This is a genomic window from Ruegeria arenilitoris (assembly GCF_013032445.1).
GTDB lineage: Bacteria > Pseudomonadota > Alphaproteobacteria > Rhodobacterales > Rhodobacteraceae > Ruegeria > Ruegeria arenilitoris_F.
The window spans coordinates 158,181-182,951 of sequence record NZ_WQCA01000006.1; the positions used below are offsets into that span (position 1 = coordinate 158,181).

Genomic DNA, 24,771 nt, shown 5'->3' on the forward strand with positions numbered 1-24,771 from the left:
CTATCGCACCTTATCGTGATTTCGAGAGCAGTCTTAGTCGGATCAGTTCGGAATCTTTAAAAACGGAACGCGATACAAAATCAAATGGACTTCGTACCCCAACGAATTTCGTGCCCCAACGAGCAGAGTCTTCTTTCGCCCCTTCTGCCGAAAACACTATTTCCAAAGCAAATACCCGGGTCGATCCTAACCAATCTCGTCACGGTTAATCTGCAAACCGTCAGAAAAAGGCAGTTCTTCTTCTGAGAAAGTACTGCATATCCCGAGGGCAATTCTCAGCCGCGCGGTTCATGGCGTCGTGAAGACTTTTGCCTTTTAAAACGTTCTGGCGCAGAGACGGGGCCAATCTCAAATTCAGCTATCGGTTCTTTCGACGACACAATCTTCCCATTGGTCGATCCTCCGCTCCCAAAAAACGCTCAATGACTTCGTTCTTTTGGGCGGCTATAAGCGCCGCCCGTTTAGCCTCGACAACTCCTCGGTCACTGAGGTTGCGCGGTAGCACAGCAAGAAAGACCGGAACCTATTGAAGACTGGAACAACCCTTTCAAGCGTTGTTTGCGCGTTGATAAATCTCGGCGATCTTGGTCACAGCCGCCTCGGGGCTCAGTTCTTCACTTTCGCCGGTGCGGCGGCTGGTCAGTTCGACTACGCCGTTTTTAAGGCCGCGCGGGCCAACGGTGATGCGCCACGGCAGGCCGATCAAATCCATGGTGGCGAACTTGCCCCCTGCCCGCTCGTTGCGGTCGTCATACAGCGGCTCCAGCCCCAGCGCGGTCAGCGCGCCATAGAGTTTCTCGCACGCCGCATCCGCTTCCTCGTCACCTTGCTTGAGGTTGACGATACCGCAATGGAACGGCGTCACTCCCTCGGGCCAGATGATGCCTTTGTCGTCATGGCTGGCCTCGATGATCGCGCCGATCAGGCGGCTGACGCCGATGCCGTGGCTACCCATATGGACGGGCGTTGGTTTGCCATCGGGGCCTTGCACGGTCGCGCCCATCGCCTCGGAATACTTGGTGCCGAAGTAGAAGATCTGGCCTACTTCGATCCCGCGCGCCACGCGGCGACGCTCTTCGGGGACCTGGTTGAACAGCGCCTCGTCATGGGTTTCGTCCGTGCGAGCGTATTTCGAGGTGAACTCTTCCAGAATGGCCTGGCACTGTTCACGGCTGTCATAGTCGATCTGACGGTCGCCAAAGGTCAGGTCGGTGACGGCGCTGTCATAGAACACCTCGGACTCGCCGGTATCGGCCAGCACCAGGAATTCATGCGTGTCATCGCCACCAATGGGGCCGGAATCCGCGCGCATCGGGATGGCCTGCAGGCCCATCCGCTCATAGGTACGCAGATAGCTGACCAGATGGCGGTTATAGGCGTGCAGCGCGTCCTCTTTGGTCAGGTCGAAGTTGTAGCCGTCCTTCATGTAGAACTCGCGGCCCCGCATCACGCCGAAGCGCGGGCGGATTTCATCGCGGAATTTCCACTGGATTTGATACAGGGTCAGCGGCAGATCCTTGTAGCTGCTGACATGGCCGCGGAAGATATCGGTGACCAGTTCTTCGGCGGTAGGAGTGAAAAGCATATCACGGTCATGCCGATCCTTCATACGCAGCATTTCCTGACCATAATCGTCATACCGCCCGGATTCACGCCACAGGTCCGCCGACTGGATAATGGGCATCTGGATCGCAATATGGCCCGCGCGCGCCTGCTCTTCGTGGATGATGTTTTCCAGCTTGCGCAGAACCTTGAAGCCTAGCGGAAGCCACGAATAGATCCCGGCAGAAGCTTGCTTGATCATCCCCGCACGCAGCATCAGCCGATGGCTGACGATCTGAGCCTCGGAGGGGTTTTCCTTGAGAACGGGCAGAAAGTAACGGCTGAGGCGCATTGGTGAACCTTTAAGGGTGAATTTGGACTTCAAAGGTCCTTATTCCAAAGCCCCGCCGGGGGCAATCGGCCATTGGTGATTTTGCGACTTCAGGTCAGTCGGTTTTTTGATTGACCCGCCAGTCAGGTTTCTCAATTGTGTCAGGAATGTAAATTCCAAGAGGCGCCGATGCAGACCATTCAGGAACCCGCCCGTCAGATCCCTGTTGTTCACCAAACCGACATATTGGTTGTTGGCTCAGGCCCCGCGGGCCTTGCCGCCGCGTTGGCCGCAGCGCGTGCCGGGGCCGAGGTGTCTCTGGTTGACCGTTTCGGCTGCATGGGCGGCAACATCACCGCCGTGGGCGTCGAGGGGTTCGCATGGTATCGCCACGAACAAACCGTTGAGGCTGGTGGTATCGGCATGGAGTTCGAGACCCGCGCCAAGGATATGGGCGCGGCAGTGCCAGAAAGCCAGTCGCTCAGCTATGAGCTGGACAGCGAAGGGTTCAAGCTAGTTGCCGACAAGCTGGTCGAAGAGGCGGGCGTGCATCCGATGCTGCATCGCCAGTTCGTCGCTCCGATTATGGAGGGCGACCGGATCACCGGCATCATCACCGAATCCAAAGCCGGGCGTGAGGCGATCCTGGCCAAGGTTGTCATCGACGCCACCGGAGACGCAGATGTGGCCCATCGGGCCGGTGCGCCCACCCACAAAACCGCGCATGAAGACATGATGGCCGCCTCGGTCATGTTCCATCTGGCGGGCGTCGACAAGCGCGCCTTTATGGAGGGCGTGAAGGCCGACCCGCAGACCTACAAGGATTGGGGTGGCGGTGGCGAATGGAACATCGAGACCAGCGGCAAAGAGGACGACATGTTCTCGCCCTTTGTCAAGAAGCCCTTCCAGCAGGCCATCGAAGAGGGTCTGATCCCGCCTCATCTGAATACCATCGCGGGTACGTGGGGTGCGATGCATGACACAGGTGAGCTGACCTATATGAACCTCGTCCATCTGGCCGAGATCGACGGCACCGATCCTGACAGCCTGACAAAGGGTGAGATCGAGGGCCGTCGTCAGTCGATGCTAGCCATCGAAGCGCTGCGTCGCTACATGCCCGGGTGCGAGAACGCTCGGCTGCGGAATTTCGGGATGACCATCGGAATCCGCGACACCCGCAAGATCAACGCGGTGTACAACATGACCGAAAACGACGCCCGCCATCAGGGCCGGTTCGAGGACACGATCGGCATCTACCCTGAATTCATCGACGGCTATGGCATCCTGATCCTACCCACGACCGGGCGGTATATGCAGGTGCCCTATCGTTCGATGCTACCCAAAGAGATCAAGGGCCTGCTGGTCGCGGGGCGCTCGCACGGGGCGGACAAAGTGGCCCATGCCGCCACCCGCAACATGGCGTGCTGCGCTGTTATGGGTCAGGGCGCCGGGATCGCGGCGGCGCTGTCGTTGAAAAGCAATCAGGATGTGCACGAATTGAACCTTGCCCCTGTCCATGCTGAGCTAGACCGTCAGGGTGTGAGGATTCACTGATGGACCGTATCCCCACAATCGACATCGCCCCGCTGCATGATCCCGACCATGCCGACTATGACCGCACCGTCCAGCAGGTGATGGACGCCTTCACTGAGATCGGCTTTCTGTCGATAACAGGGACAGGCATTCCACTGGAAACGGTCGCCGAAGTGCGCACTTGTGTGCAGGCCATCTTTGGCATCGACGAAAGCGCCAAATGGGATCAGGCTATCACCCGTGAGAACTATCGCGGGTTTATTCCGATGGGGTTCTTCACGCCCAATGACGGCTCGGGCAAGGCCGACAAGTACGAAGGATATAAGTTGCATTGCGAAACGGCTGCGGATTCGCCCATTCGCAAGGATTGCGCGCTCTACGGTCCGAATATTTGGCCGCGCGAGGTGCCCAAGGCGGGCGAGGTTATCCTTGGCTATTGGGCACAGCTGGATCGTGTGGCGGACATGCTGATTGGCGCGCTGGAGTCCGGATTGGGATTGCCAGAACGCCAACTGCGCGATGCGTTCCTCCAGCCGATGACCAACATGACGCTGCTGCATTATCCCCCTCAGTCACCAGATGAGGGCGGCTATGGCATCCACCCGCACAAGGACACCGACGCGCTGACAATCATTGCCCCCGATCCGGTCGGTGGGCTCGAGGTTCAGACCCGCGACGGAGGCTGGATCACCCCCGATTGCCCGCCGGGCGGTTTCATCGTCAACATTGGCGACATGCTGGAGCTGTGGTCGGGCGGTCGCCTGAAATCCACGCCACACCGGGTGGTCAACCGCTCGGGCCGGGAACGCTATTCCTTTCCTTATTTCGCCGTGCCCCGTCATGATGTGGTCGTCGCGCCATTGCTGGACCCCCTGCCCGGCTTTGACCGTCCGTCCGTGCATTGCGGCCACTGGTCGGCTGAGATCTGGCGCACCAACTGGCCCGACGAAGAAGCACACGACGCGACCCCCGAACTGGGCACGCTCAGCGACTGAATCGACGGTTTCCTCGGGTCATGAAGCGCTTGCATCACGACGCTGCATAAGCGAAGAACACCAGCAAGAGCCGACAACAAGGGGACAGCCATGGCTTTGCCGGTGAAGGATCAGCTCAGATACTGGGGCGTTGCCGCTGTGGTATTTGTGCTGCTGATGTGGGCACTTGGCGACGTTCTGCTGCCCTTCGTTATCGGCGGGGCGATTGCCTATTTCCTTGATCCAATCGCAGACCGGCTGGAAAATCTGGGCCTGTCGCGCATGGCGGCCACCGGGATCATCACCATCGTCGGTGTTCTGGGCTTTGTCCTGATGATCCTGATGGTGGTGCCGGCTTTGATCACCCAGCTGATCGATCTGGTCGAGGTCCTGCCCAGCCTGTTCAAAGAACTGCGCGGCTTTATTGAGAAACGTTTCCCGTCTCTGCTGGACACCAATTCCAGCTCGCATCAGGCGCTGGTCTCAATCGGCGAAACGCTGCAATCGAAAACCGGCGATTTGTTGCAATCGGTCGTCGCATCGCTTGGCTCTGCCATAAACGTCGCCGTTCTGCTGGTGATCGCACCAGTTGTAGCGGTTTACCTGCTGATGGACTGGGACCGCATGATCGCCCGGATCGGAGAGCTGCTGCCCCGCGATCACGCCCCCACGATCAAACGTCTGGCGGGTGAGATTGATGACGTGCTGGCCTCTTTCGTACGCGGTATGGGGACCGTCTGTCTGATCCTTGGGACTTATTACGCAGTTGCGCTGATGATCGTCGGCCTGCAATTCGGCCTGATCGTCGGGTTCATTGCCGGGCTGGTCACCTTCATCCCTTATCTGGGTGCATTGATTGGCGGCACGTTGGCCATCGGCCTTGCGCTGTTCCAGTTCTGGGGGGACTGGGTTCATATCGGTTTGGTCGCTGGTATCTTTGCCTTGGGTCAGGTGACCGAGGGCAATTTCCTGACCCCCAAACTGGTCGGCAGTTCGGTGGGTCTGCACCCCGTCTGGCTGCTGCTGGCCTTGTCAGTGTTTGGCGCTTTGTTCGGTTTTGTGGGTATGCTGGTCGCAGTACCTGTTGCCGCGGCGCTGGGTGTCGTGGCCCGGTTCCTGACCTCGCTCTATCTGGAAAGCCCTCTGTATACCGGCCTTGAAGGGCTGAAGCAGGACGACGAATAAATGCACCGACAACTGAGCTTTGATCTGCCGGCCAAAACCGCTCTGGGCCGCGAGGATTTCTTTGTCTCGCCTGCCAACGCACTGGCCGTTGCGATGATTTCGGCCACTTCCTGGCCCGGCAACAAGCTGGTACTCAGCGGCCCTGCCGGGGCTGGCAAAACCCATCTGGCTCATGTCTGGGCGGCGGAAACCGGGGGGCGGATCATTCAGGCCCGCGACCTGCGCTATGACGACGTGCCTGCGCTGGCCCGAACCGCCGTTGCGGTCGAAGATGTGCCGATGATCGCGGATGATCTAGACCAACAAAAAACCTTGTTCCACCTGCACAATCTTGTTCTGGCTGAAGGCCACGCCCTGCTGATGACCGGACGGTTGGTCCCGAAACTGTGGCAGTTGCCGTTGCCCGATCTGCAAAGCCGCATCGAAGGCGCGCATCACGTCGCACTTGATCCGCCCGACGACGCACTGTTGGGCGCTGTTCTTGCCAAACTGTTCATCGACCGCCAACTGAACCCCGGCCCCGAGGTCATCGCTTATCTGGTCAAACACATGGACCGCCGCTTTGAAACCGCGGCCGAGGTGGTTGCGCGGCTGGATCAAATTGCCCTCTCGGAAAAGCGTGAAATAACGCGCACTCTGGCAGTCAGAGTATTGAATTCGGACGGAATAGATGTCGAACCAGACAATTGACCCAATCCCGGTGATTTCGCAAAGTGTTATCGGATCATCTGGAAGAGACATGTATCAGAGCGTCGAAACCGACATTCCGGACTGGGGGCCTTTCGGAAAGCCGCTGTTTGACAACCCCGAGGCGCGCGCGCTGTCGCGTGTCGGCGTTGTCGATGTCGGGTCGAACTCAGTCCGGATGGTAATCTTTGACGGGGCCGCGCGGTCTCCGGCCTATTTCTACAACGAAAAGGTGATGTGCGAATTGGGGGCGGGCCTGTCCGAGAGCGGTCGTCTGAACCCCCGAGGGCGGGTGCGTGCGTTGGCCGCGCTGCGCCGGTTCCGTCGCCTTGCTGACGATCTGGGCCTGCCGGGCCTGCATGTCGTCGCCACCGCTGCCGTGCGTGAAGCCAAGGATGGCCCGGATTTTTGCGATGAGGTCAAATCGGAAACCGGTCTTCACGTCTCGGTCATTGATGGCGGGGAAGAGGCACGGCTGTCCGCGCAGGGCGTGCTGCTGGGATGGCCCGGTGCCTATGGGCTGATCTGCGATATCGGTGGTTCCTCCATGGAACTGGCCGAGATCGGCGACGGTGACGTCGGTCGCCGAGTGACCTCGGCCCTGGGTCCGCTGAAACTTCGAGACATCAAGGGCGGACGGCGGGCGCGCAAGGCCCACATCAAAGCCACCATGGAAGAGCTGCGCGACCAGATGGGCAAGCAACGCGACCGTCTGTTCCTTGTCGGCGGCAGCTGGCGCGCCTTTGCCCGGTTGGACATGCTGCGCCGGGGTTACCCGCTGAACGTGCTGCATGAATACCGCATGACCACCAAGCAGGTTCACGAGACCATCAAGTTCATCGAAAAGGGCAATCCGGATGAACTGCGCAGTCTGGCTGGCGTGTCCAGCTCCCGCATGGCGCTGATCCCTTATGCGATGGATGTGCTGGCGCGTCTGATACGGACGTTCAAACCCAAGGATATTGCGATCTCAAGCTATGGCATTCGCGAAGGTTTGCTGTACGAACAGATGCCGCAAGCACTGCGCGACTGCGACCCGCTGATCGAAGCCAGCCGGTTCTCTGAGGCAAAAGACGCCCGCCTGCCGGGGTTCGGCAAACACCTGTTCGATTTCGTCATGCCACTGTTCAAATCAGCCCCCGAGGCGCGTATCCGGTTGATCAAGGCCGCCTGCCTGCTGCATGACGTCAGTTGGCGCGCCCATCCCGATTATCGGGCAGAGGTTTGTTTTGACTATGTCACCCGCGCCAATCTGGGCGGGTTGAAGCACTCGGAACGGATTTTCATCGGCCTTGCCCTGCAGCACCGGTATCGCAACAAACGCGAGGGCAACAGGTTCGAACCGCTTTACAAGCTATTGGACGAGAAAGATCAGCGGCAGGCTGAAATTTTGGGCAAGGCCATGCGGTTCGGCGCAATGCTCTGGATGCAGAATGACGCCCCTATGGGGACCTTGCGCCTCTACCCCAAGAAGCACCAGCTTGACCTACTGCTGCCGACTGCAGCAGGACCATTGTTCAACGAGGTGGCCGAAGCACGGTTTACGTCGATGGCGAACGCTCTCAAGGCGGACACTCGCGTGATCATCCGGGACTGAACGTCAAATTTCCGTTCCTTCATCCGTTTCTTCTTCGGTTTTCTCGGGGGCATCCGGTTGGTCCTGCAACGGCTTCTTGCGAATGATGATATCGCCGTTGGGCAGGATTTCGGGCGGCTCATAGGCACTCCAATCCTCGATCTCACCTGCTAGCTCAGCCAATGCAGGCCCCATCTGTTCAAAAAACGATTGCATTGCCGGACCGAACTGGCTGACTAGGCCTTGCAGGTCCTCGAGCGTGGGCTCCATTTCCTGCCGCAACCCTTTAAAGAACAACTCGGCTCCCTGCTCCATCAGGGACTTGCCGGTTTCTTCCTCGGCTTGGGCGGGCAAGGTCAGAACCGCTGTGACAGCGCAGATCGGAAGCAAATGTTTCATAACTAAAAATATAGACCCTGACGCCCCATGATTAAAGGTCAGAGGTCGATATCCAGCGAAACCGGGAAATGATCGGATGCGGTCAACAGCGCCTGTTGCAAGTCTGGCAGATCCCGTAGATCGGCATCCTTCATCGGGTGCCAGATCCGCCAGGCCGGGCGCCGGGCGCGCAGGTTTTCACTGATCATGATGTAGTCCAACAACGCCTCGAGGTGGTGCCCGTCCTGACGGGCAAACCGGGCTGTGGACGGTGCCGGGTCAGCCCCTTTTGCGTGCGGGTCGAACAACCCGGCCTGCAGTAAAATCTCGACTGAGGAGCGCCCGAACAGATGCTCATACTCATCCAGCCCCGGCCCGTCGTTCAGATCACCCAGGAGAATGACCTGTTCTTCCCCCTCGATATGCGCCCTGACCCGACGCGACAGCCACACCGCCTGAGCCAGCTGTTTGCGCCGGTTTGCGATCGAGATCCGGATCGCTTCGTCCCGCGACCCGGCCCCGTGCGGGGCCTTGGATTTCAGGTGCGCCCCGATCAGCCGCACCTGCGCCCCGGCCTTGGTTTGCACCGCCAGTTCCATCGGCGGTTTGGAAAAGCGCACATGATCTTCGGTCGCGTCGATATCGAGGTCGATATGGAACACCTCGTCAAAACGCGGGGCTGCCCTGTCGCCCGGAATCGGATCGTGCCGCACCGTCAGCGCGTCAGGATCATACAGCAAGGCAAGTTCCTGGTGGGTATCGTTGGCAAATCCCATCACCGCGTGCGAGGTGCGCAGATCAAAGGCTTCGGCAAAGCTCTGCAGCGCGCGGATGGTGTCCTGTGATTTGCCAGAGTTCGGTGCTTCGACAATCAGGATCGCATCCGCATCAATCGCCGTCAGAACCTTGGCGATGGCCTCAACCTGCTGTGCTTTTGTGACGTTGTGGCGACCGGACCAGCTGTCATCCACGACCAGATTGTCGCTGCGATCAAACAGGTTGGCGAACCATTCAATATTGTAGGTCGCCAGCCGCATCGGTTCAGGCCCGCGCGCCGTTGATCTCGTCCCAGGCGCGGTTAATGTCGATCATCTTCTTTTCGGCCAGACGAATGGCCTCTTCGGGCACGCCACGGGCCATCATCGCATCGGGGTGCGTGTCGCGCACCAATTGTCGCCAGACCTTGCGGATATCGGGCAACGGCATGTCACGCGGCACGCCCAGAACCGTGTAAGGGTCCTTGGGCGCGTCTGGTACAAAGCGCGCGCGTAAGGCCATGAATTGAGCGTCGGTTTGACCGAAAATCCGGCTGACCTGTTCCAGAAACTCGTTTTCGTTCGGGTGATAGAACCCGTCGGCCATGGCGATGTGAAACAACCCCTCCATCAGGTCACAAAGGGTCGTGCTGTCATCGGCAAACATGTTCGCGATCTTGCGGGCATAGTCCTGATAGCCGGCAACATCTGTCCGAGCCATGTCAAACACGCGGGCCGCGCCGGCCTCATCCTCTCGCGCGATCTGGAAGACATCGCGAAAGGCCGTGACCTCGTCCCGCGTCACCTGACCGTCTGCCTTGGCCATCTTTGCGCCCAGCGCAATCACAGCAATCGCAAACGCGACCGAGCGTTCGGGCGGCGTGCGCAGCTTCTCAAAAACGGCGGTCAGGCTTTCGCCCTGGGCTAGCGCACTTAGCGCATCGGATATTCGGGTCCAGATCGACATGAGCGCACCCTAGCGCCCCAAATCGCAACTGTCAGGTGCAACCTATTCGTCAGGCGAAAGAATTTTCTGCATCAGCACAAGATCCAGCCGTTTACCCCATTTAAATCCGACCTCGGGCATGACCCCGACCTGCGTGTACCCAAGCGCCGCGTGAAAAGCGACCGCCCCCGGATTGGCCGAGGAAATGCCGGCAATCAGCACATGCACACTCTCTGTCCTCGCCGTGTCTTCAAGCGCGGATATCAAAGCCCGCCCAGCGCCCTGCCCGCGCGCCTCTGGGGCCAACTGGATCGTGTGCTCGCGGCATTGCGCATAGCCCGGGCCGTTGCGAAATGCGGCGTAAGTAGCAAAGCCCAGAATCCGCCCGTCCTTTTCGGCCACCAGATAGGCAGGGCCGCGGGTTTTGATGTCCTCAGCAATGGCATCCACGCTGCGGTCGTCGGTGGTGAAGGTCACCAGCGTATCGCGAATGATTGCGTTGGTGATTGCAGCAACTGAGGGGGCGTCTGAAACCTGCGCCGGTCTGATGATCATTCCAACACGCGCGGGCCGTGCGGCGTTTCAAACTCGGCCCGCAGCGCTGCGGGGCCGGTGTCGAACTCGACTGCTTCCAGCACTCCCAACAACCGCGCCATGTCCAAGGCATCGGGGTGAAAGACAATCAGGCGCTTCAGGCGACAGCCGCTGTTCTGCAGCATTCGCGCCGGGTGTAAATCGCCATGCCATTGGATCAGCGCAGGGAACAGGTTGTCGAAGGGTAGCCGCCCGTTGGGCGGGACGGCCATCTGCCAGCGCAACGCACCTCGGGCCAGATCAATCGGCTGGCCAACGCCATCGGGGAAAACGGACAAGGACGCCTCGATATCCTCAACCCGGCAGATCCAGTTGCTCAGGCGGGGTGAACCGGCAAACCGGTCGAGGTCGAACCACCGCGTGCGCTCGACCTTCGGCGCCTGTGGATCGATTGCGATCGCCTCCAGATACAGACCATCCTGCAGGCCCAACAATCGGTTATGGGTGCCGAAGGCCTCGTGCTTGCCGCCATCTTGCAGCGGCACACCCAAGGTCTGTTCGATATGAGCCGAGGCTTCCTCGAGCGTTTCGCCCGCTACGGCCAGATGATCCAGTAACATATGCGCCCTCCAATCACAGCGACCAGACCCCGCAGGATCTGGCCGCATGTTTTCGCCTAATGGGCAGATTCACAAGGTTTTTCGTCGAAAACCCTTGCAGTCTTAGCCCTTGGCCTCACCGATCAAACGCAGGATGTCCTGCGCAGCCTCGGGGATATTGGTGCCCGGCCCAAAGATCGCCTTCACGCCATGATCATAAAGGAACTGGTAATCCTGCTGCGGGATCACACCGCCGCAGATCACGATGATGTCCTCGGCACCCGCTTTCTTGAGTTCTTCAACCAACTGCGGCGCTAGTGTCTTGTGCCCAGCTGCCTGCGAAGAAATCCCGATCACGTGCACATCGTTATCGACCGCATCCTGCGCGGCCTCGGCAGGGGTCTGGAACAAAGGGCCAACGTCCACGTCAAAGCCGATATCGGCAAAGGCGGTTGCAATCACCTTGGCGCCACGGTCGTGGCCATCCTGCCCCATCTTGACGACCAGCAAGCGGGGGCGACGGCCCTCGGCCTCGGCGAAGTCCTCAATGGATTTCTGGATCGCGGCAAAGCCTTCGTCACCTTCGTAGGCCGCGCCATAGACACCGGCCAGTGTCTTTACCTCGGCGCGGTGACGGCCGAACTCTTTTTCCATTGCCATGCTGATCTCTCCTACGGATGCGCGGGCACGGGCGGCCTCAACCGCGGCAGCCAGCAGGTTTCCGCCCTCTTGAGCGGTCTTGGTCAGGGCGTCCAGCGCCTGTTGACACGCGGCCTCGTCGCGGGTGGCGCGGATACGTTCCAGACGCGCCACCTGAGCCTCACGCACAGCGACATTGTCGACATCCAGAATGTCGATCGGGTCTTCCTGTTCCTTGCGGTATTTGTTGACCCCGACAATCACCTCGTCGCCCCGGTCGATCATGGCCTGACGGCGTGCTGCGCTTTCTTCGATCCGCAGTTTGGGCATGCCCGAGGCCACGGCCTTTGTCATACCGCCCATCTCCTCGACCTCTTCCATCAGGGCCCAGGCTTTTTCGATCAGTTCATTGGTCAGGCTTTCGACATAGTAGGACCCCGCCAGCGGATCAACCACATCGGTCACGCCAGTTTCTTCCTGCAGCACCAATTGCGTATTCCGCGCAATGCGGGCTGAGAAATCGGTAGGCAGCGCAATCGCCTCGTCCAGAGCGTTGGTGTGCAGCGACTGGGTGCCGCCCAGAACCGCGCTCATCGCTTCATAGGCTGTACGGATCACGTTGTTATAGGGGTCCTGTTCCTGCAACGACACACCCGAAGTCTGGCAGTGGGTGCGGAGCATCTTGGACCGTTCTGATTTCGCACCGAACTCGGTCATCACCCGGTGCCACAACGTGCGGGCAGCGCGAAGTTTGGCGATCTCCATGAAGAAATTCATGCCGATGGCAAAGAAGAAGGACAGACGGCCCGCGAACTTGTCGACGTCCATCCCGGCCTCGGTCGCGGCGCGCACGTACTCGCGCCCATCGGCCAGTGTATATGCAAGCTCCTGAACCAGGTTCGCCCCAGCCTCTTGCATGTGGTAGCCCGAGATTGAGATCGAGTTGAATTTCGGCATCTCGTTCGACGTGAATTCGATGATGTCCGAGATGATCTTCATCGAGGGTTCAGGCGGATAGATATAGGTGTTGCGCACCATAAATTCTTTCAGAATGTCATTTTGAATGGTGCCGGACAGCACGGATTTGTCGTGCCCCTGCTCTTCGCCCGCAACGATGAAACTCGCCAGAATCGGGATCACCGCGCCGTTCATGGTCATTGAGACCGAGACCTTGTCGAGCGGGATACCGTCGAACAGAATCTTCATGTCCTCGACGCTGTCGATGGCCACGCCCGCCTTACCGACGTCACCAACCACACGCGGGTGGTCACTGTCATAGCCGCGGTGCGTCGCCAGATCGAAGGCCACCGAAACACCCTGCTGACCGGCGGCCAGATTGCGGCGGTAAAAAGCGTTCGATTCCTCGGCAGTCGAGAATCCCGCATACTGACGGATCGTCCACGGACGCCCGGCATACATCGTCGCCTTCACCCCACGCGTGAATGGTCCGACCCCTGGCAAAGACCCCATATGCGGAAGATCGGCCGTGTCTTCCTGCGTATAGAGCGGTTTGACGTCGATGCCTTCCAGCGTTTCCTTCGTCAGGTCTTCCAGCGGACGACCGCGCAGCTCTTTCTCAGCCAGCGCTTTCCAGTCCTTTGTATCGGTCATTTCGATTTCCTCTCGTCCATTCGTTCTTAAGCGGGTGCAACGTCGCCGCGCTCTGTTTCCTGCAGCAGGCACAGTTGGGCCAAACCATCAGCCCCCGAAGCCAGCCACGATAAATCCTCTGCAAATTTCGTCATCAAACTCAGTTCCTGTGCCCCATTGGGCACCTGCAGTTCGTCATCCAGGTCCTTGTTGAACCACAAGTCTGCCGCCTCGGTTGGCGCGACAATATCCATCAGAGTGGCAAGTTGCTCGTTGGGACGACCGGCGAATTCCTCAAACGGCAATACCAACAGTGGAACCTGTGGAAAAGCGCCCGCCAAATCTGTGATTACGTCCTGCCAACTACGCGGGTGTTGCGTAACTTTAGCCCACCGCATCGGTGTTCCGAATCTTGTCTTGTTCCGAACAGCGTAGGCTGCCAGCGAAGACCAATAGGTATTCAGCGCGCGAATATTGAGCGCCAACTTGGTCACACGCCCATTAAAGGCCTCAGCTACAAGCTGCGCGCGCAGTGCAACTTCGGGATAAAGCTCACCCTTGTGGAAGTTCTGCGGCATCATCCCCAGAAAGTTCTCTTCACTGACCAAGAGGTGTCGAACACCCTTTTCCTGACACTGGTCCAGATCATGCTGTAACGCTGCCTGAGATTCGGATGTCATGGATCTGAGAGCGCACAGGCCTGTTTCACGTACAAAATCCGGTCCCCAGACAGCAACACCCTGTTGTTCAAGCGCCGCAGCGTTATGGCGCAAATACTCTTGAAAACTGGTGGTTGCACAGCGATGAGCACCAAAATGCACTATGATTTCCATTCGCCTAACCCACCACGCCTACTAGCGCCGAACCGGGTTCCGACGATTTCGACACTTTTTTGAACCCCTCGTGCATTCCAACGGTCGCTTTCCCATGCAGAGAGGCTATATTCGATGGAACAGGAGGCCTTATGACACGTACGCTTGCCCTTGTTTTATCGGCACTATTCCCGTTGGCCACATTGGCCGCCGACGGAACTGCTCCGGCAGAGGACGAATTTGTTCGCTCCGCTGGCGACAGCGAACTCAGTGAGTTTCTTTGGGTCAACCGACCCATAGTCGTGTTCGCAGACACGCCTGCCGACCCGCGGTTCCAGCAGCAGATCGACATGTTGGTCGAGGGCGAAGCAGCCATGCGCGACCGCGATGTGGTTGTGCTGACCGACACCGATCCGGCGGCAAGGTCGCCGATCCGGTCGCAGTTGCGGCCACGTGGGTTCCAGATGGTGTTCGTCGACAAGGACGGCGTCGTCAAATTGCGCAAACCGTCCCCATGGAGCGTGCGTGAAATCGGCCGGTCCATCGACAAGACCCCCCTACGCCAACGCGAGATTCGCGAACGACGCGAAGGCGGCTGAACGCCTTCGCCACGCCCCAAGCTCCCGGCGCAGAACGCCGGGGACTCAGTGCGATATGGCAAAAGCGAAGTCATGATCACTCGAACTCGATGATCACGTCGTCCACGGCGAGGCTGTCGCCGGGGCCTGCGTTGATCTTGGCAACGGTGCCCTTTTTCTCGGCGCGCAGGATGTTTTCCATCTTCATCGCCTCGACAGTGCACAGCGCCTGACCTTCCTGCACTTCCTGCCCCACTTCGACATCGATCTTCACGATCAGACCAGGCATCGGGCAGAGCAGCATTTTCGAGGTATCGGGCGGCAGCTTCTCGGGCATCAGTTTGGCGAGAGCGGCCTGATGCGGGCGGCGCACATGCACTTTCAGGTCCGCACCCCGGTTGCGGATACGGAACCCGCCCGAGATTTTGTCGACCTTCATGACCAACGGGCTTCCGTCCACGTCGACCACAGCCAGTTGATCACCCGGCGTCCAATCCGAAGCCACGCGCAAGGTCTCACCATCGGCGAACTTGACGGTTGCGCCTTCCTTGTCAGCCTTGACCTTGACGTCGAACTCCTGCCCCTGCAGGGCCACGTTCCAGCGCTTGCCAACCTTGCGTTCGTGGTTGTCCATACGGCCCGAAACGCGTGTGCGGCGGATCTCGGCCACACGGTACATCGCCGCGCAGGACGCCGCGATCCGACGCAGATCAACTGCGGAAAGTTCAACGCCTTCGAACCCATCCGGGTACTCCTCGGCGATGAAAGCAGTTGTCATGTCTCCGCTGACGAATTTCGGATGGTCCATCACGGCGGACAGGAACGGCAGGTTGTGACCGATGCCCTCGACCTCAAAGCTATCCAGCGCCACGCGCATTGCTTCAATCGCCTGTTCGCGGGTCGGGGCCCAGGTGCAAAGCTTGGCAATCATCGGGTCGTAGTACATGCTGATCTCGCCGCCTTCATAGACGCCGGTATCGTTACGCACGGCGGCGTCGCCTTCGGGCGCTTCACCTTGCCATTTTTCATTCACCAGCAACGGACCGGCAGCCGTTTCCTGCGGCGGGCGATAACGGGTCAGGCGGCCAATCGACGGCAGGAAGTTGCGATACGGGTCTTCGGCATACAGACGGTTCTCGATGGCCCAGCCGGTCAGGGTCACGTCATCCTGAGTGATCGTCAGCTTTTCACCTGCAGCCACGCGGATCATCTGTTCAACCAGATCGACGCCTGTGATCAACTCGGTCACAGGGTGTTCCACCTGCAGGCGGGTGTTCATTTCGAGGAAGTAGAAGTTCTTGTCACCATCGACGATGAATTCCACTGTGCCCGCGCTGGCGTAGTTCACGGCTTTGGCCAGAGCCACAGCCTGTTCCCCCATCGCCTTGCGAGTTTCGGGGTCGAGGAACGGCGATGGCGCCTCTTCCACAACCTTTTGGTTCCGGCGCTGGATCGAGCATTCACGCTCACCCAGATAGATGCCATTTCCGTGGCTGTCACACAGGACCTGAATTTCGATGTGACGCGGCTGGGTCACGAATTTCTCGATAAAGATCCGGTCGTCACCAAACGAATTCGCGGCCTCGTTCTTGGAGGATTGGAAGCCTTCGCGCGCCTCTTCGTCGTTCCACGCGATTCGCATGCCCTTGCCACCGCCACCGGCGCTGGCCTTGATCATCACGGGATAGCCAATCTGTTGGCTGATCTTGACCGCCTCATCCGCGTCTTCGATCAGGCCCATGTAACCCGGAACCGTCGAAACCCCCGCATCCTGAGCGATCTTTTTCGAGGTGATCTTGTCACCCATGCTTTCAATCGCACCAACCGGGGGGCCGACGAACGCCACGCCTTCGGCCTCAAGCGCCTCGGCGAATTTCGAGTTTTCTGACAGGAAACCGTAACCGGGGTGCACCGCCTGCGCGCCGCTTTGGCGGATGGCGTCCATCACCTTGTCGATCACGATATAAGACTGGTTCGCGGGCGGGGGACCGATGTGAACGGCCTCATCCGCCATCGACACGTGCAACGCGTTTCTGTCCGCGTCCGAGTAAATGGCAACGGTGCCGATGCCCATCTTACGGGCGGTCTTGATGACCCGGCAGGCGATCTCGCCCCTGTTGGCGATCAGGATCTTGTTGAACATGGAACGTCCTTTGTCTTGGTGTTCTGGAAACGCAAAACGCCGCCGCAGGGCTTGAACCCCACGACGGCGTGTTGCGCGATGACGGTCTGGGCGACGGGCGCCCCGAAGTTTACATTACCTGCAGTTGTTCTGCGTCTTGCAGTAGAGCACGTTGCCCGCGGCACCAACTGCAGCACCGACGAACGGGTCGGCGCTGAGAACCGCCGCGCCCAACGCGCCTGCGCCACCGCCAAGCAGTGCCTGTTCACCAAACGAGTCCCCGCATGCCGCGAGGCCTGCACAGGTCGCCACGGCAAGGATGAATTTTGAGATTCGCATACGCTCTGCCCCTTTAGGTTTCTTGATGCATCTGGGCGCAGATGCCGGAAACGGGGACTGTTATTCAATAACACGCGCTGTAAATCGGCGTTTTGCGCAGAATTATGCCGCCTTAAGCGCGAAACACGCTCAAAGAAAAACGCGGGCGAGGTTTTGTGAGTTTCACAAACCTGCCCGCGGTAGGAAGGGGTACGGAATAGTAGGTGCTTGTGCGGCGCAGGCAAAGTAGAGCCGCACGGCTCAACCACTTTGCACGGCACAATCAAGGCCGCAAACACAGTATTGTTTCCCAGCGGAATTCCGGCTGGAATTCGCCCATTCGGCAAATTTCCGCGCAGATTTGCGCCGACACCGCGCGGCTTCAAACGCTCGTCTTTAGCCATTTGCGCTGTCACATCGGCGTTACAAATCACAACGCCGACGTGTATTTCTGCGCCTGCATCATCACAGCCCGACAAGGATTGTGCCAGCAAAAATACATTGCCAAACGAAAGGTTAACTGATCTGTTCACCCTGATGTGAAACTTGCTTGCTCTCCGCGCACTTTTGCTTGAGAAACTTGGCGCTTTCTGTCCCGTTCTCGTGATTTCCCACACAGAAACTTGCGTGAAACCTTGCGCGTGCACTTCTGCACACAAGGGAACACCCAAATGATTATAAAGAGAAAAAAGGCATTCTTGCTGGCTGCCTCTGCCCTTAGCGCCACCAGCACGCTGGCCTTTGCCCAAGATGCCGAGACCCAGGCTGAATTGGATGCACTGCGCGCCCGGATCGAAGCTCTGGAGTCCACAGGGCCGAACACTACCCCAGGGGAATTCAGGATCGGCAACACCACTCTGGATGTTTACGGATACGTTAAAGCCGACTTCTTTTACGACTTCGAATTTGACCAAGGTGACACGGCGTTTGTGAATGTCATAGGTGAACCCTCGGCTGCCACTGACGGCACCTTTGGCGCGACCCTTCGCCAGTCGCGGATCGGCCTGCTGACCAGCACGCCCAGTGCGATTGGCGAAATTGGAGGTCAACTGGAGGTCGATTTGTTCGCCTCTAACGGTACCGCCGAGTTCCGATTGCGCCACGCCAATATCCGAATCGGGGACAATTGGCTGATCGGCCAGTACTGGACCAATTTCCAACCGCTGGACACGTATCCAACCTCGGTTGAATTCAATGGTCCCGTCGGCATTGCCTTCGCGCGTCAGCCGCAGGTCCGGTATACCAACAGCTTTGCGACCAACACGTCCTTCGCTGTTTCGGTCGAAGAAAACGTCAGCGGATCGGATTCGGACGACCCCGTGCTGACCGCCTCGGCAGAATACAATGACGGAACCTACATCGCCCGCGCTGCCGCGTTGTACGGTAAGGCCGAAGGTGGTGGCGTTGAGGTGGATCAGACCGGCTTTACCCTGTCTGGTTCGGTGCGTCCGTGGGCAGGCGGCCTGTTTCAGGTCAACTACGTTACCGGCGAAGCGCTTGGCCCCTACCTGATCGGGCTTGGTGATCCGGTCGTTGGCGGCGTCGCCAACGATGTGGACGGATACACCATCGAACTGCGACAAGATCTGGGTGAAAAGTGGAATGTCGGCATCGCTTACGGCAAGGAAGACTACGACCTGCCGACCTCGACCGGCACATTGTCCTTTACCGAGTTGGAGACGATCCACGTTAACGCTTTCTATCAGGCCACTGAAAATCTGACGCTGAGCGCCGAATACATCTATGGCGAGCGGAACGATACGACCACTGGCCGGACATTTGACGGCAACCGTGTTCAGGTCGCCGCGCAGCTGAATTTCTGAACGCACGAAACCGCCCTGCCCGCGACCGGGCAGGGTTTTTTCCGAAGGTTCCCCCGGATGGATATGTGCGACAGCGGTTCGCACGGCTCAGCGCACCCCGTCGAAGATATCAGGAAACGACATCCGCGCCGCGTCCGCGTCAATCACCAGCAACGCGTCATAGCTGGCCGGATCAAATGGGTCTTCAGCCGCGATGACTTCGCGCTCGAACAGCCAGCTAAGGCGACCGGCATCCAGATTGCCACGCTCGAAGGGCTGATCTCCGAAGTTCTGCCACAGGGCCTCCATGAACGCGGCGTCCGCACGACGGTCGGCCGGCTTGCGATCGCGGAACCGCTCGCGCCGCGTGATCGGCGTGACCCCTTTGGGGTTGGCCCGGCGTATGGTGAACTGGAAATCCGTGCCCGGAAGACGTCCGGGAAAACCGCGGTGCTTCAGCATTCCGGCACCTCGCTGTTCACGGAATTCAGGGAAACAGAGTCACCCCTCAAAACAGACGGGATCATATCGCGCACCTCCAAAGTCGCATTGATATTCAGATACGCTCTGAGGTGGTGAAAATTGGGTTTCATGGTCAGAGCCCCTCCCAGATACATTGGGATTGCTCCAGCCGGTAGGCTTCAAAAAACTGCGTGGCGTCAGGCGCAGATCGACCGAATTCGACAGGTCGGTCAGACAGCGAGATCACGACACGCGCCGGATCAAGCTCATGACGCGCTACATAGGCAACCGCAAGAGTCTGGCACAGGTGCTCCATATCGTTCGAGGCGACGTCATAGCCGATCCGCCCGGCGGTATAGCCGATCTTTGGTGCCACAAAACGGAACCTGACCCACAACTCGCCCGGGTTGTTGTCCAGTAGCACATCGCTCAGATGCACGGGTTGTCCCGAAGGGACCGGCAACAGATTTTCGGCTTGCGCAACAGCGGTAGATGACCATCCCAGAAGCATCAGAATAAAGGCGCGACCCCAGCCCCGGTTGACGCGGGCTCCTCTCTCCGGGGTCGCGCGCGCATGGCTTGTGGCCCGCGCTATTCTATGTCTGATGGAGTCAGTCATTTATCAACTTAAGTCTCAAAGTCAAACTTCATTCCGACCGCTGGGCCATGATCCGCCTACAGAGAAGTCACTGGCAGGCGGATCCTTCGGCATATCCCTTACAGCGGGATATTGTCGTGCTTTTTCCACGGGTTCTTCAGCTTCTTGTTCCGCAAGCTGGCAAACGCGCGGGACACACGGCGGCGGGTGGACTGCGGCATGATCACCTCATCGATGAAGCCACGCTCGGCGGCGACGAAGGGGTTGGCGAACCGGTCTTCGTAGTCCTGCGTGTGCTGCGCGATCTTTTCCGCATCGCCCAGATCGGCGCGGTGGATGATCTCGGTCGCGCCCTTGGCACCCATCACCGCAATCTCGGCCGTCGGCCAGGCATAGTTGAAATCGCCGCGCAGATGCTTGGACGCCATAACGTCATAGGCACCGCCATAGGCTTTACGGGTGATCACCGTGACCTTCGGCACGGTGGCTTCACCATAAGCGAAGAGCAACTTGGCACCGTGCTTGATCACACCGCCATATTCCTGCGAAGTCCCCGGCAAGAAGCCCGGCACGTCCACCAACGTCAGGATCGGGATCTCGAAACAGTCACAGAAGCGAACGAACCGCGCGGCCTTGCGCGAGCTGTCAATGTCCAGACACCCAGCCAGAACCATCGGCTGGTTGGCCACAACGCCCACAGTCTGCCCTTCCAGTCGGATGAAGCCGGTGATGATGTTCTTGGCGTAATCTTCTTGAATTTCGTAGAAGTCGCCCTCATCCGCCACTTTGGTGATGAGCTCTTTCATGTCATAAGGCGTGTTCGGGTTGTCAGGGATTAGCGTATCCAGCGACGTCTCGATCCGCTCCGGGCTGTCAAAGAACGGACGCACTGGGGGTTTCTCGCGGTTGTTCAACGGCAGGAAATCGACCAGACGACGCACTTCGGCCATCGCCTCGACATCGTTTTCAAACGCTCCATCCGCGACCGAGGATTTCTTGGTGTGGGTCGAGGCCCCGCCCAGTTCTTCGGCTGTGACGACCTCGTTGGTGACGGTTTTCACAACGTCAGGGCCGGTCACGAACATGTAAGAGGTGTCTTTGACCATGAAGATAAAATCGGTCATCGCCGGGCTATAAACTGCGCCACCGGCACAGGGGCCCATGATCACGCTGATCTGCGGCACCACGCCCGAGGCCATGATATTGCGCTGGAACACCTCGGCATAGCCCGCCAGCGAGGCGACGCCTTCCTGGATTCGCGCACCACCCGAGTCGTTGATTCCAATGACCGGCGCGCCGTTCTGGATTGCCATATCCATGATCTTGCAGATCTTCTGTGCATGGGTTTCCGAAAGCGAGCCACCAAACACGGTGAAATCCTGGCTGAACACATAGACCATCCGGCCATTGATCGTGCCCCAGCCGGTAACCACGCCATCGCCCGCAGTCTTTTGTTTTTCCATCCCGAAATCGGTGCAGCGATGGCTGACGAACATGTCGAACTCTTCAAAGCTGCCCTCGTCCAGCAGCAGTTCGATCCGCTCGCGCGCGGTCAGCTTGCCACGCCCATGCTGCGCGTCGATACGCTTTTGCCCACCGCCCAGCCGGGCATCGTTGCGGCGGTCTTCAAGCTCGGTAAGGATATCTTTCATGGCGCTCATTCCCTGTGAGATTTCGCGCGACACTATACGTATACGCATCAGGGCCAAAGCATCTTTCGGCAAATTTGCAAACCAACCGCAACAAACTTCTGGAAAACTGTAAATTTGCTAAGTATCACAGTGAAACGCAGTCAGGGATAGCAATCCCTGAAACGGTCACTATACCTGTGAACCATGCAGTTCAGTTCACCCCGGGTGCGCCGCTCGCCCCCCACGATATCGACGTTGGTTTTGCTGTCTGGGCTGTCCGCGCTCAGCCTAAACCTGTTCCTCCCCAGCCTACCAAACATGGCGCTGCACTTTCAGGCCGACTACAAGGTGATGCAACTGTCGATTGCGCTGTATCTGCTGGTCAATGCAGTATTGCAGATCTTGATCGGCCCGATCGCGGACAAGGCCGGTCGTCGACCTGTCATACTGTGGGGGCTGGCGCTGTTCCTCGTCGCCACGCTCGGCTGCATCTACGCCCCGAACATCGAGGTGTTTCTGGTCTTTCGGATGTGTCAGGCCGTTGTGGTTGTGGGCATGGTGCTCAGCCGGGCTGCGGTACGCGATCTGTATGATCAGGATCAGGCGGCCTCAATGATCGGATATGTCACGATGGGTATGGCCGTTGTCCCCATGATCGGCCCGGCGATTGGTGGCGTTTTGGAAGAGAGCTTTGGCTGGAAGGCCAATTTCTGGCTGCCCTTTGCACTAGGAGTCATGACGCTGGCCCTGACCTATGTCGACTTTGGCGAAACCTCAGCCAAAAGCGGCAAGACGCTGATACAGCAGTTCCGCGAATACCCTGAATTGCTGCGCTCACCCCGGTTCTGGGGCTATTCGCTGTCATCTGCTTTGTCCTCAGGCTCCTTCTTTGCCTATCTGGGCGGAGCACCCTTTATCGGAACCGAACTCTTTGGCCTTAGTGCCGCGCAAGTCGGTATCTATTTTGGCGCACCAGCCGTCGGTTATTTCTTTGGGAACTTCTTCAGCGGGCGGTATTCGGTTCGGTTTGGTGTGAACCGAATGGTGTTCTGGGGCTGCTGGCTGAACGCAATCGGCGTCGCCCTTTCGGCCATTCTGTTTCTCGCGGGCTTCGGCACCGCGCTCAGCTTTTTCGGCTTCATGACCTTTGTGGGAATCGGCAACGGCATGACAATCCCCAATGCCACTTCGGGCGCCCTGTCCGTACGCCCCCATCTTGCCGCCACTGCATCAGGCCTGAGTGGCGCGATCATGCTGGGCGGCGGCGCAGGCCTCAGCGCCCTTGCCGGAGCTCTGCTGACCCATGAAACCGGCGCGATGCCGCTGCTATGGCTGATGCTGGCGACATCCGTTCTGGCAATCTGCGCCATCGTTTCGGTTATCCGGCGCGAAAGGCAATTGGGCCTGTAACACAGCTTGCGCCGAACGGTTTGCAAAGTTAGCTTGCCACAACAGAAAAGTTGCAAAGGCACGCGATGGCTACCCAAAAACTATACGCCGGTGCGAAACTGCGCGAAATGCGCACGCGCCTGACCCTGACGCAAAAGGAATTCGCCACAAAATTGGGGGTTTCTCTGCCGTACCTGAACCAGATGGAGAACAACAACCGGCCGATCTCGACCACAGTTGTTCTGGCGCTGGCGCAGGAATTCGGCATGGATGTCACCGAACTGAGCACCGGCGACAGCGAGCGCCTTGTCTCAGACATGCGCGAGGCGTTGGCGGACCCCGTCTTCGACGACATGCCGCCGTTGGCCGATCTGCGCCTGACCGCATCGAACGCGCCCGCACTGGCCCGCGCGTTCATCGCGTTGCATCGCACATACCGTCAAACACACGAACGGCTGGCCTCGCTGGACGAGGCCCTGGGCCGTGAAGACGCGCAGATACAGGCCAGCCCATGGGAGGAAGTGCGGGACTTCTTCCACTATTGCGACAACTACATCGACGCGGTCGACCGCGCGGCCGAGCGGTTTTCGCAACGCGCCGAAGAGGCCGGCGGCATCCGCGCGGCAGCCATCAGCAGCTTGGGCGAGCGCGGCATTCGGGTGCAGTTCGTCGACATTCCCGAAACCCGAAAATACGACGCCGACAGCAAAACGCTGCAACTTTCGTCGCGCACAGCACCGCCGACACAGGTGTTTCAACTGCTGCTGCAAGTGGCGCTGATCAGTCAGGACAAGCTGCTCGACGCCACGCTGGATTTCGCCAAATTCCAAAGCGACGAGGCCCGCGCCATCGCCAAGATCGGTCTGGCCAACTATTTCGCCGGGGCATCATTGATGCCCTATGATGCCTTTCTGGCTGCCGCGCAGGACTACCGCCACGATCTTGAACTTCTCAGCAACCGGTTTGGCGCGTCCATTGAACAGGTGGCGCACCGGCTCTCGACTCTGCAGCGCCCCGGCGCCAAGGGAATCCCGTTCTTCTTCGTGCGCGTCGATCAGGCGGGTACGATCACCAAACGTCATTCGGCCACGCGCCTGCAATTCGCCCGCTTTGGCGGTGCCTGCCCCCTTTGGAACGTCCACCGCGCCTTTGAAACCCCAGGCCATTTCCTGCGGCAACTGGCGGAAACGCCGGATGGCGTTCGCTATATCTCACTGGCAAGGGATGTATCGAAATCGGGCGGCTCTTACGGCGCGCCCGTGCGCCGCTATGCCATCGCCCTTGGGTGCGAGACGCGTCATGCCGAGGCGCTGGTCTATGCCGACAACCTCGACATCAATAACGCAATCGCCTACGAACCTATCGGCATTTCCTGCCGCATCTGCGAGCGGCAAAACTGCCACCAACGCTCGGTCCCGCCTCTGGAACGCCGCCTGTCCATCGACGCCCATACCCGCGGCACCCTGCCCTATGAGGTCACCTGAACTTCAGAGGTAGCGCCGACTGACACGACGGGGGCAGAGCCCCCGCCCTTGGATCTTAAGCCTTAGACAGGATCGACCAGATCTCATCTTTCAGCGCAGCGCGCTTCTTGCGCAACTCGCCTTCGGCCAAGTCTTCCATCGGCTCAATGTTGGTTTCCGCGCGGTGCACTACGCGGTTGACCTCGTGATACTCATCCGCCAGCCGGGCGAAATGCGCATCCGATTGCTTGAGCTGGCTCATCAGTTCGACTTTGTCCGGAAACTCTTCGGCCAGTTCATGCGGGGTGTGGGACATTCCTGTTCGCT

General features: G+C 59.1%; 23 protein-coding genes. 9 read left to right on the top strand and 14 right to left on the bottom strand.

The window, feature by feature from the left end; all coding sequences use genetic code 11:
* Nucleotides 1-547: 547 nt before the first annotated feature.
* Nucleotides 548-1,894: a proline--tRNA ligase gene (proS, locus tag GOW98_RS10325; protein ID WP_170331647.1), complete on the bottom strand. Its 1,347-nt coding sequence runs from the start codon at nt 1,892-1,894 to the stop codon at nt 548-550.
* Between the two features lie 168 nt (nt 1,895-2,062).
* Here proS and GOW98_RS10330 point away from each other — a divergent pair, with 168 nt between their 5' ends.
* From GOW98_RS10330 to GOW98_RS10350, 5 genes are all read left to right on the top strand, one after another.
* Nucleotides 2,063-3,427 (top strand): FAD-dependent oxidoreductase, encoded by a 1,365-nt coding sequence (locus GOW98_RS10330; RefSeq protein ID WP_170331649.1) that lies wholly within the window; start codon nt 2,063-2,065, stop codon nt 3,425-3,427.
* Nucleotides 3,427-4,401 carry an isopenicillin N synthase family dioxygenase gene (locus GOW98_RS10335; protein ID WP_170331651.1) on the top strand — a complete coding sequence of 325 codons (975 nt, stop codon included), beginning with the start codon at nt 3,427-3,429 and terminating at the stop codon, nt 4,399-4,401. Before GOW98_RS10330 ends, GOW98_RS10335 begins: the two co-directional genes overlap by 1 nt.
* Nucleotides 4,402-4,491: 90 nt before the next feature.
* Nucleotides 4,492-5,565, top strand: coding sequence for an AI-2E family transporter (locus GOW98_RS10340; RefSeq protein WP_170331653.1), 1,074 nt, complete (start codon nt 4,492-4,494; stop codon nt 5,563-5,565).
* A complete protein-coding gene (locus tag GOW98_RS10345; protein ID WP_170331655.1) occupies nt 5,566-6,255 on the top strand; it encodes an HdaA/DnaA family protein in 690 nt (229 codons plus the stop codon).
* A gap of 49 nt (nt 6,256-6,304) precedes the next feature.
* Nucleotides 6,305-7,849: a Ppx/GppA family phosphatase gene (locus GOW98_RS10350; protein ID WP_170331978.1), complete on the top strand. Its 1,545-nt coding sequence runs from the start codon at nt 6,305-6,307 to the stop codon at nt 7,847-7,849.
* Nucleotides 7,850-7,852: 3 nt separating this feature from the next.
* Here GOW98_RS10350 and GOW98_RS10355 read toward each other — a convergent pair whose 3' ends face one another.
* The 7 genes from GOW98_RS10355 to GOW98_RS10385 form a co-directional block, all read right to left on the bottom strand.
* Nucleotides 7,853-8,227 carry a hypothetical protein gene (locus tag GOW98_RS10355; RefSeq protein ID WP_170331657.1) on the bottom strand — a complete coding sequence of 125 codons (375 nt, stop codon included), beginning with the start codon at nt 8,225-8,227 and terminating at the stop codon, nt 7,853-7,855.
* Nucleotides 8,228-8,265: 38 nt separating this feature from the next.
* A complete protein-coding gene (locus tag GOW98_RS10360; RefSeq protein ID WP_170331659.1) occupies nt 8,266-9,243 on the bottom strand; it encodes an endonuclease/exonuclease/phosphatase family protein in 978 nt (325 codons plus the stop codon).
* 4 nt (nt 9,244-9,247) lie between these two features.
* Nucleotides 9,248-9,928 (bottom strand): molecular chaperone DjiA, encoded by a 681-nt coding sequence (locus GOW98_RS10365; protein ID WP_170331661.1) that lies wholly within the window; start codon nt 9,926-9,928, stop codon nt 9,248-9,250.
* A 42-nt stretch (nt 9,929-9,970) separates the two neighbouring features.
* Nucleotides 9,971-10,462, bottom strand: a complete 492-nt coding sequence (locus tag GOW98_RS10370) for a GNAT family N-acetyltransferase (protein WP_170331663.1) — start codon at nt 10,460-10,462, stop codon at nt 9,971-9,973.
* Entirely contained in the window at nt 10,459-11,061 is a 603-nt protein-coding gene (locus tag GOW98_RS10375) for a VOC family protein (protein ID WP_170331665.1), read from the bottom strand. Before GOW98_RS10375 ends, GOW98_RS10370 begins: the two co-directional genes overlap by 4 nt.
* Nucleotides 11,062-11,163: 102 nt before the next feature.
* A complete protein-coding gene (gene scpA, locus GOW98_RS10380) occupies nt 11,164-13,290 on the bottom strand; it encodes a methylmalonyl-CoA mutase (protein WP_170331666.1) in 2,127 nt (708 codons plus the stop codon).
* A gap of 26 nt (nt 13,291-13,316) precedes the next feature.
* Nucleotides 13,317-13,949, bottom strand: a complete 633-nt coding sequence (locus GOW98_RS10385) for a hypothetical protein (RefSeq protein WP_170331668.1) — start codon at nt 13,947-13,949, stop codon at nt 13,317-13,319.
* Between the two features lie 284 nt (nt 13,950-14,233).
* Between GOW98_RS10385 and GOW98_RS10390 the strand changes: the two genes are divergently transcribed.
* A complete protein-coding gene (locus tag GOW98_RS10390) occupies nt 14,234-14,680 on the top strand; it encodes a DUF4174 domain-containing protein (RefSeq protein ID WP_170331670.1) in 447 nt (148 codons plus the stop codon).
* Nucleotides 14,681-14,756: 76 nt separating this feature from the next.
* On the opposite strand, the gene GOW98_RS10395 is transcribed toward GOW98_RS10390, so the two are convergent.
* Complete coding sequence (locus GOW98_RS10395; RefSeq protein ID WP_170331672.1) at nt 14,757-16,802, bottom strand: acetyl-CoA carboxylase biotin carboxylase subunit; 2,046 nt, start codon at nt 16,800-16,802, stop codon at nt 14,757-14,759.
* Between the two features lie 114 nt (nt 16,803-16,916).
* Nucleotides 16,917-17,120 (bottom strand): hypothetical protein, encoded by a 204-nt coding sequence (locus GOW98_RS10400; protein ID WP_170331674.1) that lies wholly within the window; start codon nt 17,118-17,120, stop codon nt 16,917-16,919.
* Between the two features lie 650 nt (nt 17,121-17,770).
* Here GOW98_RS10400 and GOW98_RS10405 point away from each other — a divergent pair.
* Nucleotides 17,771-18,922, top strand: a complete 1,152-nt coding sequence (locus tag GOW98_RS10405) for a DcaP family trimeric outer membrane transporter (RefSeq protein ID WP_170331676.1) — start codon at nt 17,771-17,773, stop codon at nt 18,920-18,922.
* 87 nt (nt 18,923-19,009) lie between these two features.
* Here the strand turns inward: GOW98_RS10405 and GOW98_RS10410 are convergent, their stop codons facing one another.
* From GOW98_RS10410 to GOW98_RS10420, 3 genes are all read right to left on the bottom strand, one after another.
* Nucleotides 19,010-19,363, bottom strand: a complete 354-nt coding sequence (locus GOW98_RS10410) for a hypothetical protein (protein WP_170331678.1) — start codon at nt 19,361-19,363, stop codon at nt 19,010-19,012.
* Nucleotides 19,364-19,496: 133 nt separating this feature from the next.
* A complete protein-coding gene (locus GOW98_RS10415) occupies nt 19,497-19,982 on the bottom strand; it encodes a DUF6497 family protein (protein ID WP_170331680.1) in 486 nt (161 codons plus the stop codon).
* 98 nt (nt 19,983-20,080) lie between these two features.
* Nucleotides 20,081-21,613 (bottom strand): acyl-CoA carboxylase subunit beta, encoded by a 1,533-nt coding sequence (locus tag GOW98_RS10420; RefSeq protein ID WP_170331682.1) that lies wholly within the window; start codon nt 21,611-21,613, stop codon nt 20,081-20,083.
* A 183-nt stretch (nt 21,614-21,796) separates the two neighbouring features.
* Here GOW98_RS10420 and GOW98_RS10425 point away from each other — a divergent pair, with 183 nt between their 5' ends.
* A complete protein-coding gene (locus GOW98_RS10425) occupies nt 21,797-23,002 on the top strand; it encodes a multidrug effflux MFS transporter (RefSeq protein ID WP_170331684.1) in 1,206 nt (401 codons plus the stop codon).
* Between the two features lie 65 nt (nt 23,003-23,067).
* Nucleotides 23,068-24,465: a helix-turn-helix domain-containing protein gene (locus GOW98_RS10430; protein WP_170331686.1), complete on the top strand. Its 1,398-nt coding sequence runs from the start codon at nt 23,068-23,070 to the stop codon at nt 24,463-24,465.
* A gap of 55 nt (nt 24,466-24,520) precedes the next feature.
* Here GOW98_RS10430 and GOW98_RS10435 read toward each other — a convergent pair whose 3' ends face one another.
* Nucleotides 24,521-24,760 carry a YdcH family protein gene (locus GOW98_RS10435; protein WP_170325806.1) on the bottom strand — a complete coding sequence of 80 codons (240 nt, stop codon included), beginning with the start codon at nt 24,758-24,760 and terminating at the stop codon, nt 24,521-24,523.
* Between the last annotated feature and the right edge of the window lie 11 nt (nt 24,761-24,771).

Bases quoted from the DNA above. Each gene is read 5' to 3' on its own strand.
- proS (WP_170331647.1), bottom strand. From the start codon at position 1,894: ATGCGCCTCAGCCGTTACTTTCTGCCCGTTCTCAAGGAAAACCCCTCC.
- GOW98_RS10330 (WP_170331649.1), top strand. From the start codon at position 2,063: ATGCAGACCATTCAGGAACCCGCCCGTCAGATCCCTGTTGTTCACCAA.
- GOW98_RS10335 (WP_170331651.1), top strand. From the start codon at position 3,427: ATGGACCGTATCCCCACAATCGACATCGCCCCGCTGCATGATCCCGAC.
- GOW98_RS10340 (WP_170331653.1), top strand. From the start codon at position 4,492: ATGGCTTTGCCGGTGAAGGATCAGCTCAGATACTGGGGCGTTGCCGCT.
- GOW98_RS10345 (WP_170331655.1), top strand. From the start codon at position 5,566: ATGCACCGACAACTGAGCTTTGATCTGCCGGCCAAAACCGCTCTGGGC.
- GOW98_RS10350 (WP_170331978.1), top strand. From the start codon at position 6,305: ATGTATCAGAGCGTCGAAACCGACATTCCGGACTGGGGGCCTTTCGGA.
- GOW98_RS10355 (WP_170331657.1), bottom strand. From the start codon at position 8,227: ATGAAACATTTGCTTCCGATCTGCGCTGTCACAGCGGTTCTGACCTTG.
- GOW98_RS10360 (WP_170331659.1), bottom strand. From the start codon at position 9,243: ATGCGGCTGGCGACCTACAATATTGAATGGTTCGCCAACCTGTTTGAT.
- GOW98_RS10365 (WP_170331661.1), bottom strand. From the start codon at position 9,928: ATGTCGATCTGGACCCGAATATCCGATGCGCTAAGTGCGCTAGCCCAG.
- GOW98_RS10370 (WP_170331663.1), bottom strand. From the start codon at position 10,462: ATGATCATCAGACCGGCGCAGGTTTCAGACGCCCCCTCAGTTGCTGCA.
- GOW98_RS10375 (WP_170331665.1), bottom strand. From the start codon at position 11,061: ATGTTACTGGATCATCTGGCCGTAGCGGGCGAAACGCTCGAGGAAGCC.
- scpA (WP_170331666.1), bottom strand. From the start codon at position 13,290: ATGACCGATACAAAGGACTGGAAAGCGCTGGCTGAGAAAGAGCTGCGC.
- GOW98_RS10385 (WP_170331668.1), bottom strand. From the start codon at position 13,949: ATGACATCCGAATCTCAGGCAGCGTTACAGCATGATCTGGACCAGTGT.
- GOW98_RS10390 (WP_170331670.1), top strand. From the start codon at position 14,234: ATGACACGTACGCTTGCCCTTGTTTTATCGGCACTATTCCCGTTGGCC.
- GOW98_RS10395 (WP_170331672.1), bottom strand. From the start codon at position 16,802: ATGTTCAACAAGATCCTGATCGCCAACAGGGGCGAGATCGCCTGCCGG.
- GOW98_RS10400 (WP_170331674.1), bottom strand. From the start codon at position 17,120: ATGCGAATCTCAAAATTCATCCTTGCCGTGGCGACCTGTGCAGGCCTC.
- GOW98_RS10405 (WP_170331676.1), top strand. From the start codon at position 17,771: ATGATTATAAAGAGAAAAAAGGCATTCTTGCTGGCTGCCTCTGCCCTT.
- GOW98_RS10410 (WP_170331678.1), bottom strand. From the start codon at position 19,363: ATGCTGAAGCACCGCGGTTTTCCCGGACGTCTTCCGGGCACGGATTTC.
- GOW98_RS10415 (WP_170331680.1), bottom strand. From the start codon at position 19,982: ATGACTGACTCCATCAGACATAGAATAGCGCGGGCCACAAGCCATGCG.
- GOW98_RS10420 (WP_170331682.1), bottom strand. From the start codon at position 21,613: ATGAAAGATATCCTTACCGAGCTTGAAGACCGCCGCAACGATGCCCGG.
- GOW98_RS10425 (WP_170331684.1), top strand. From the start codon at position 21,797: ATGCAGTTCAGTTCACCCCGGGTGCGCCGCTCGCCCCCCACGATATCG.
- GOW98_RS10430 (WP_170331686.1), top strand. From the start codon at position 23,068: ATGGCTACCCAAAAACTATACGCCGGTGCGAAACTGCGCGAAATGCGC.
- GOW98_RS10435 (WP_170325806.1), bottom strand. From the start codon at position 24,760: ATGTCCCACACCCCGCATGAACTGGCCGAAGAGTTTCCGGACAAAGTC.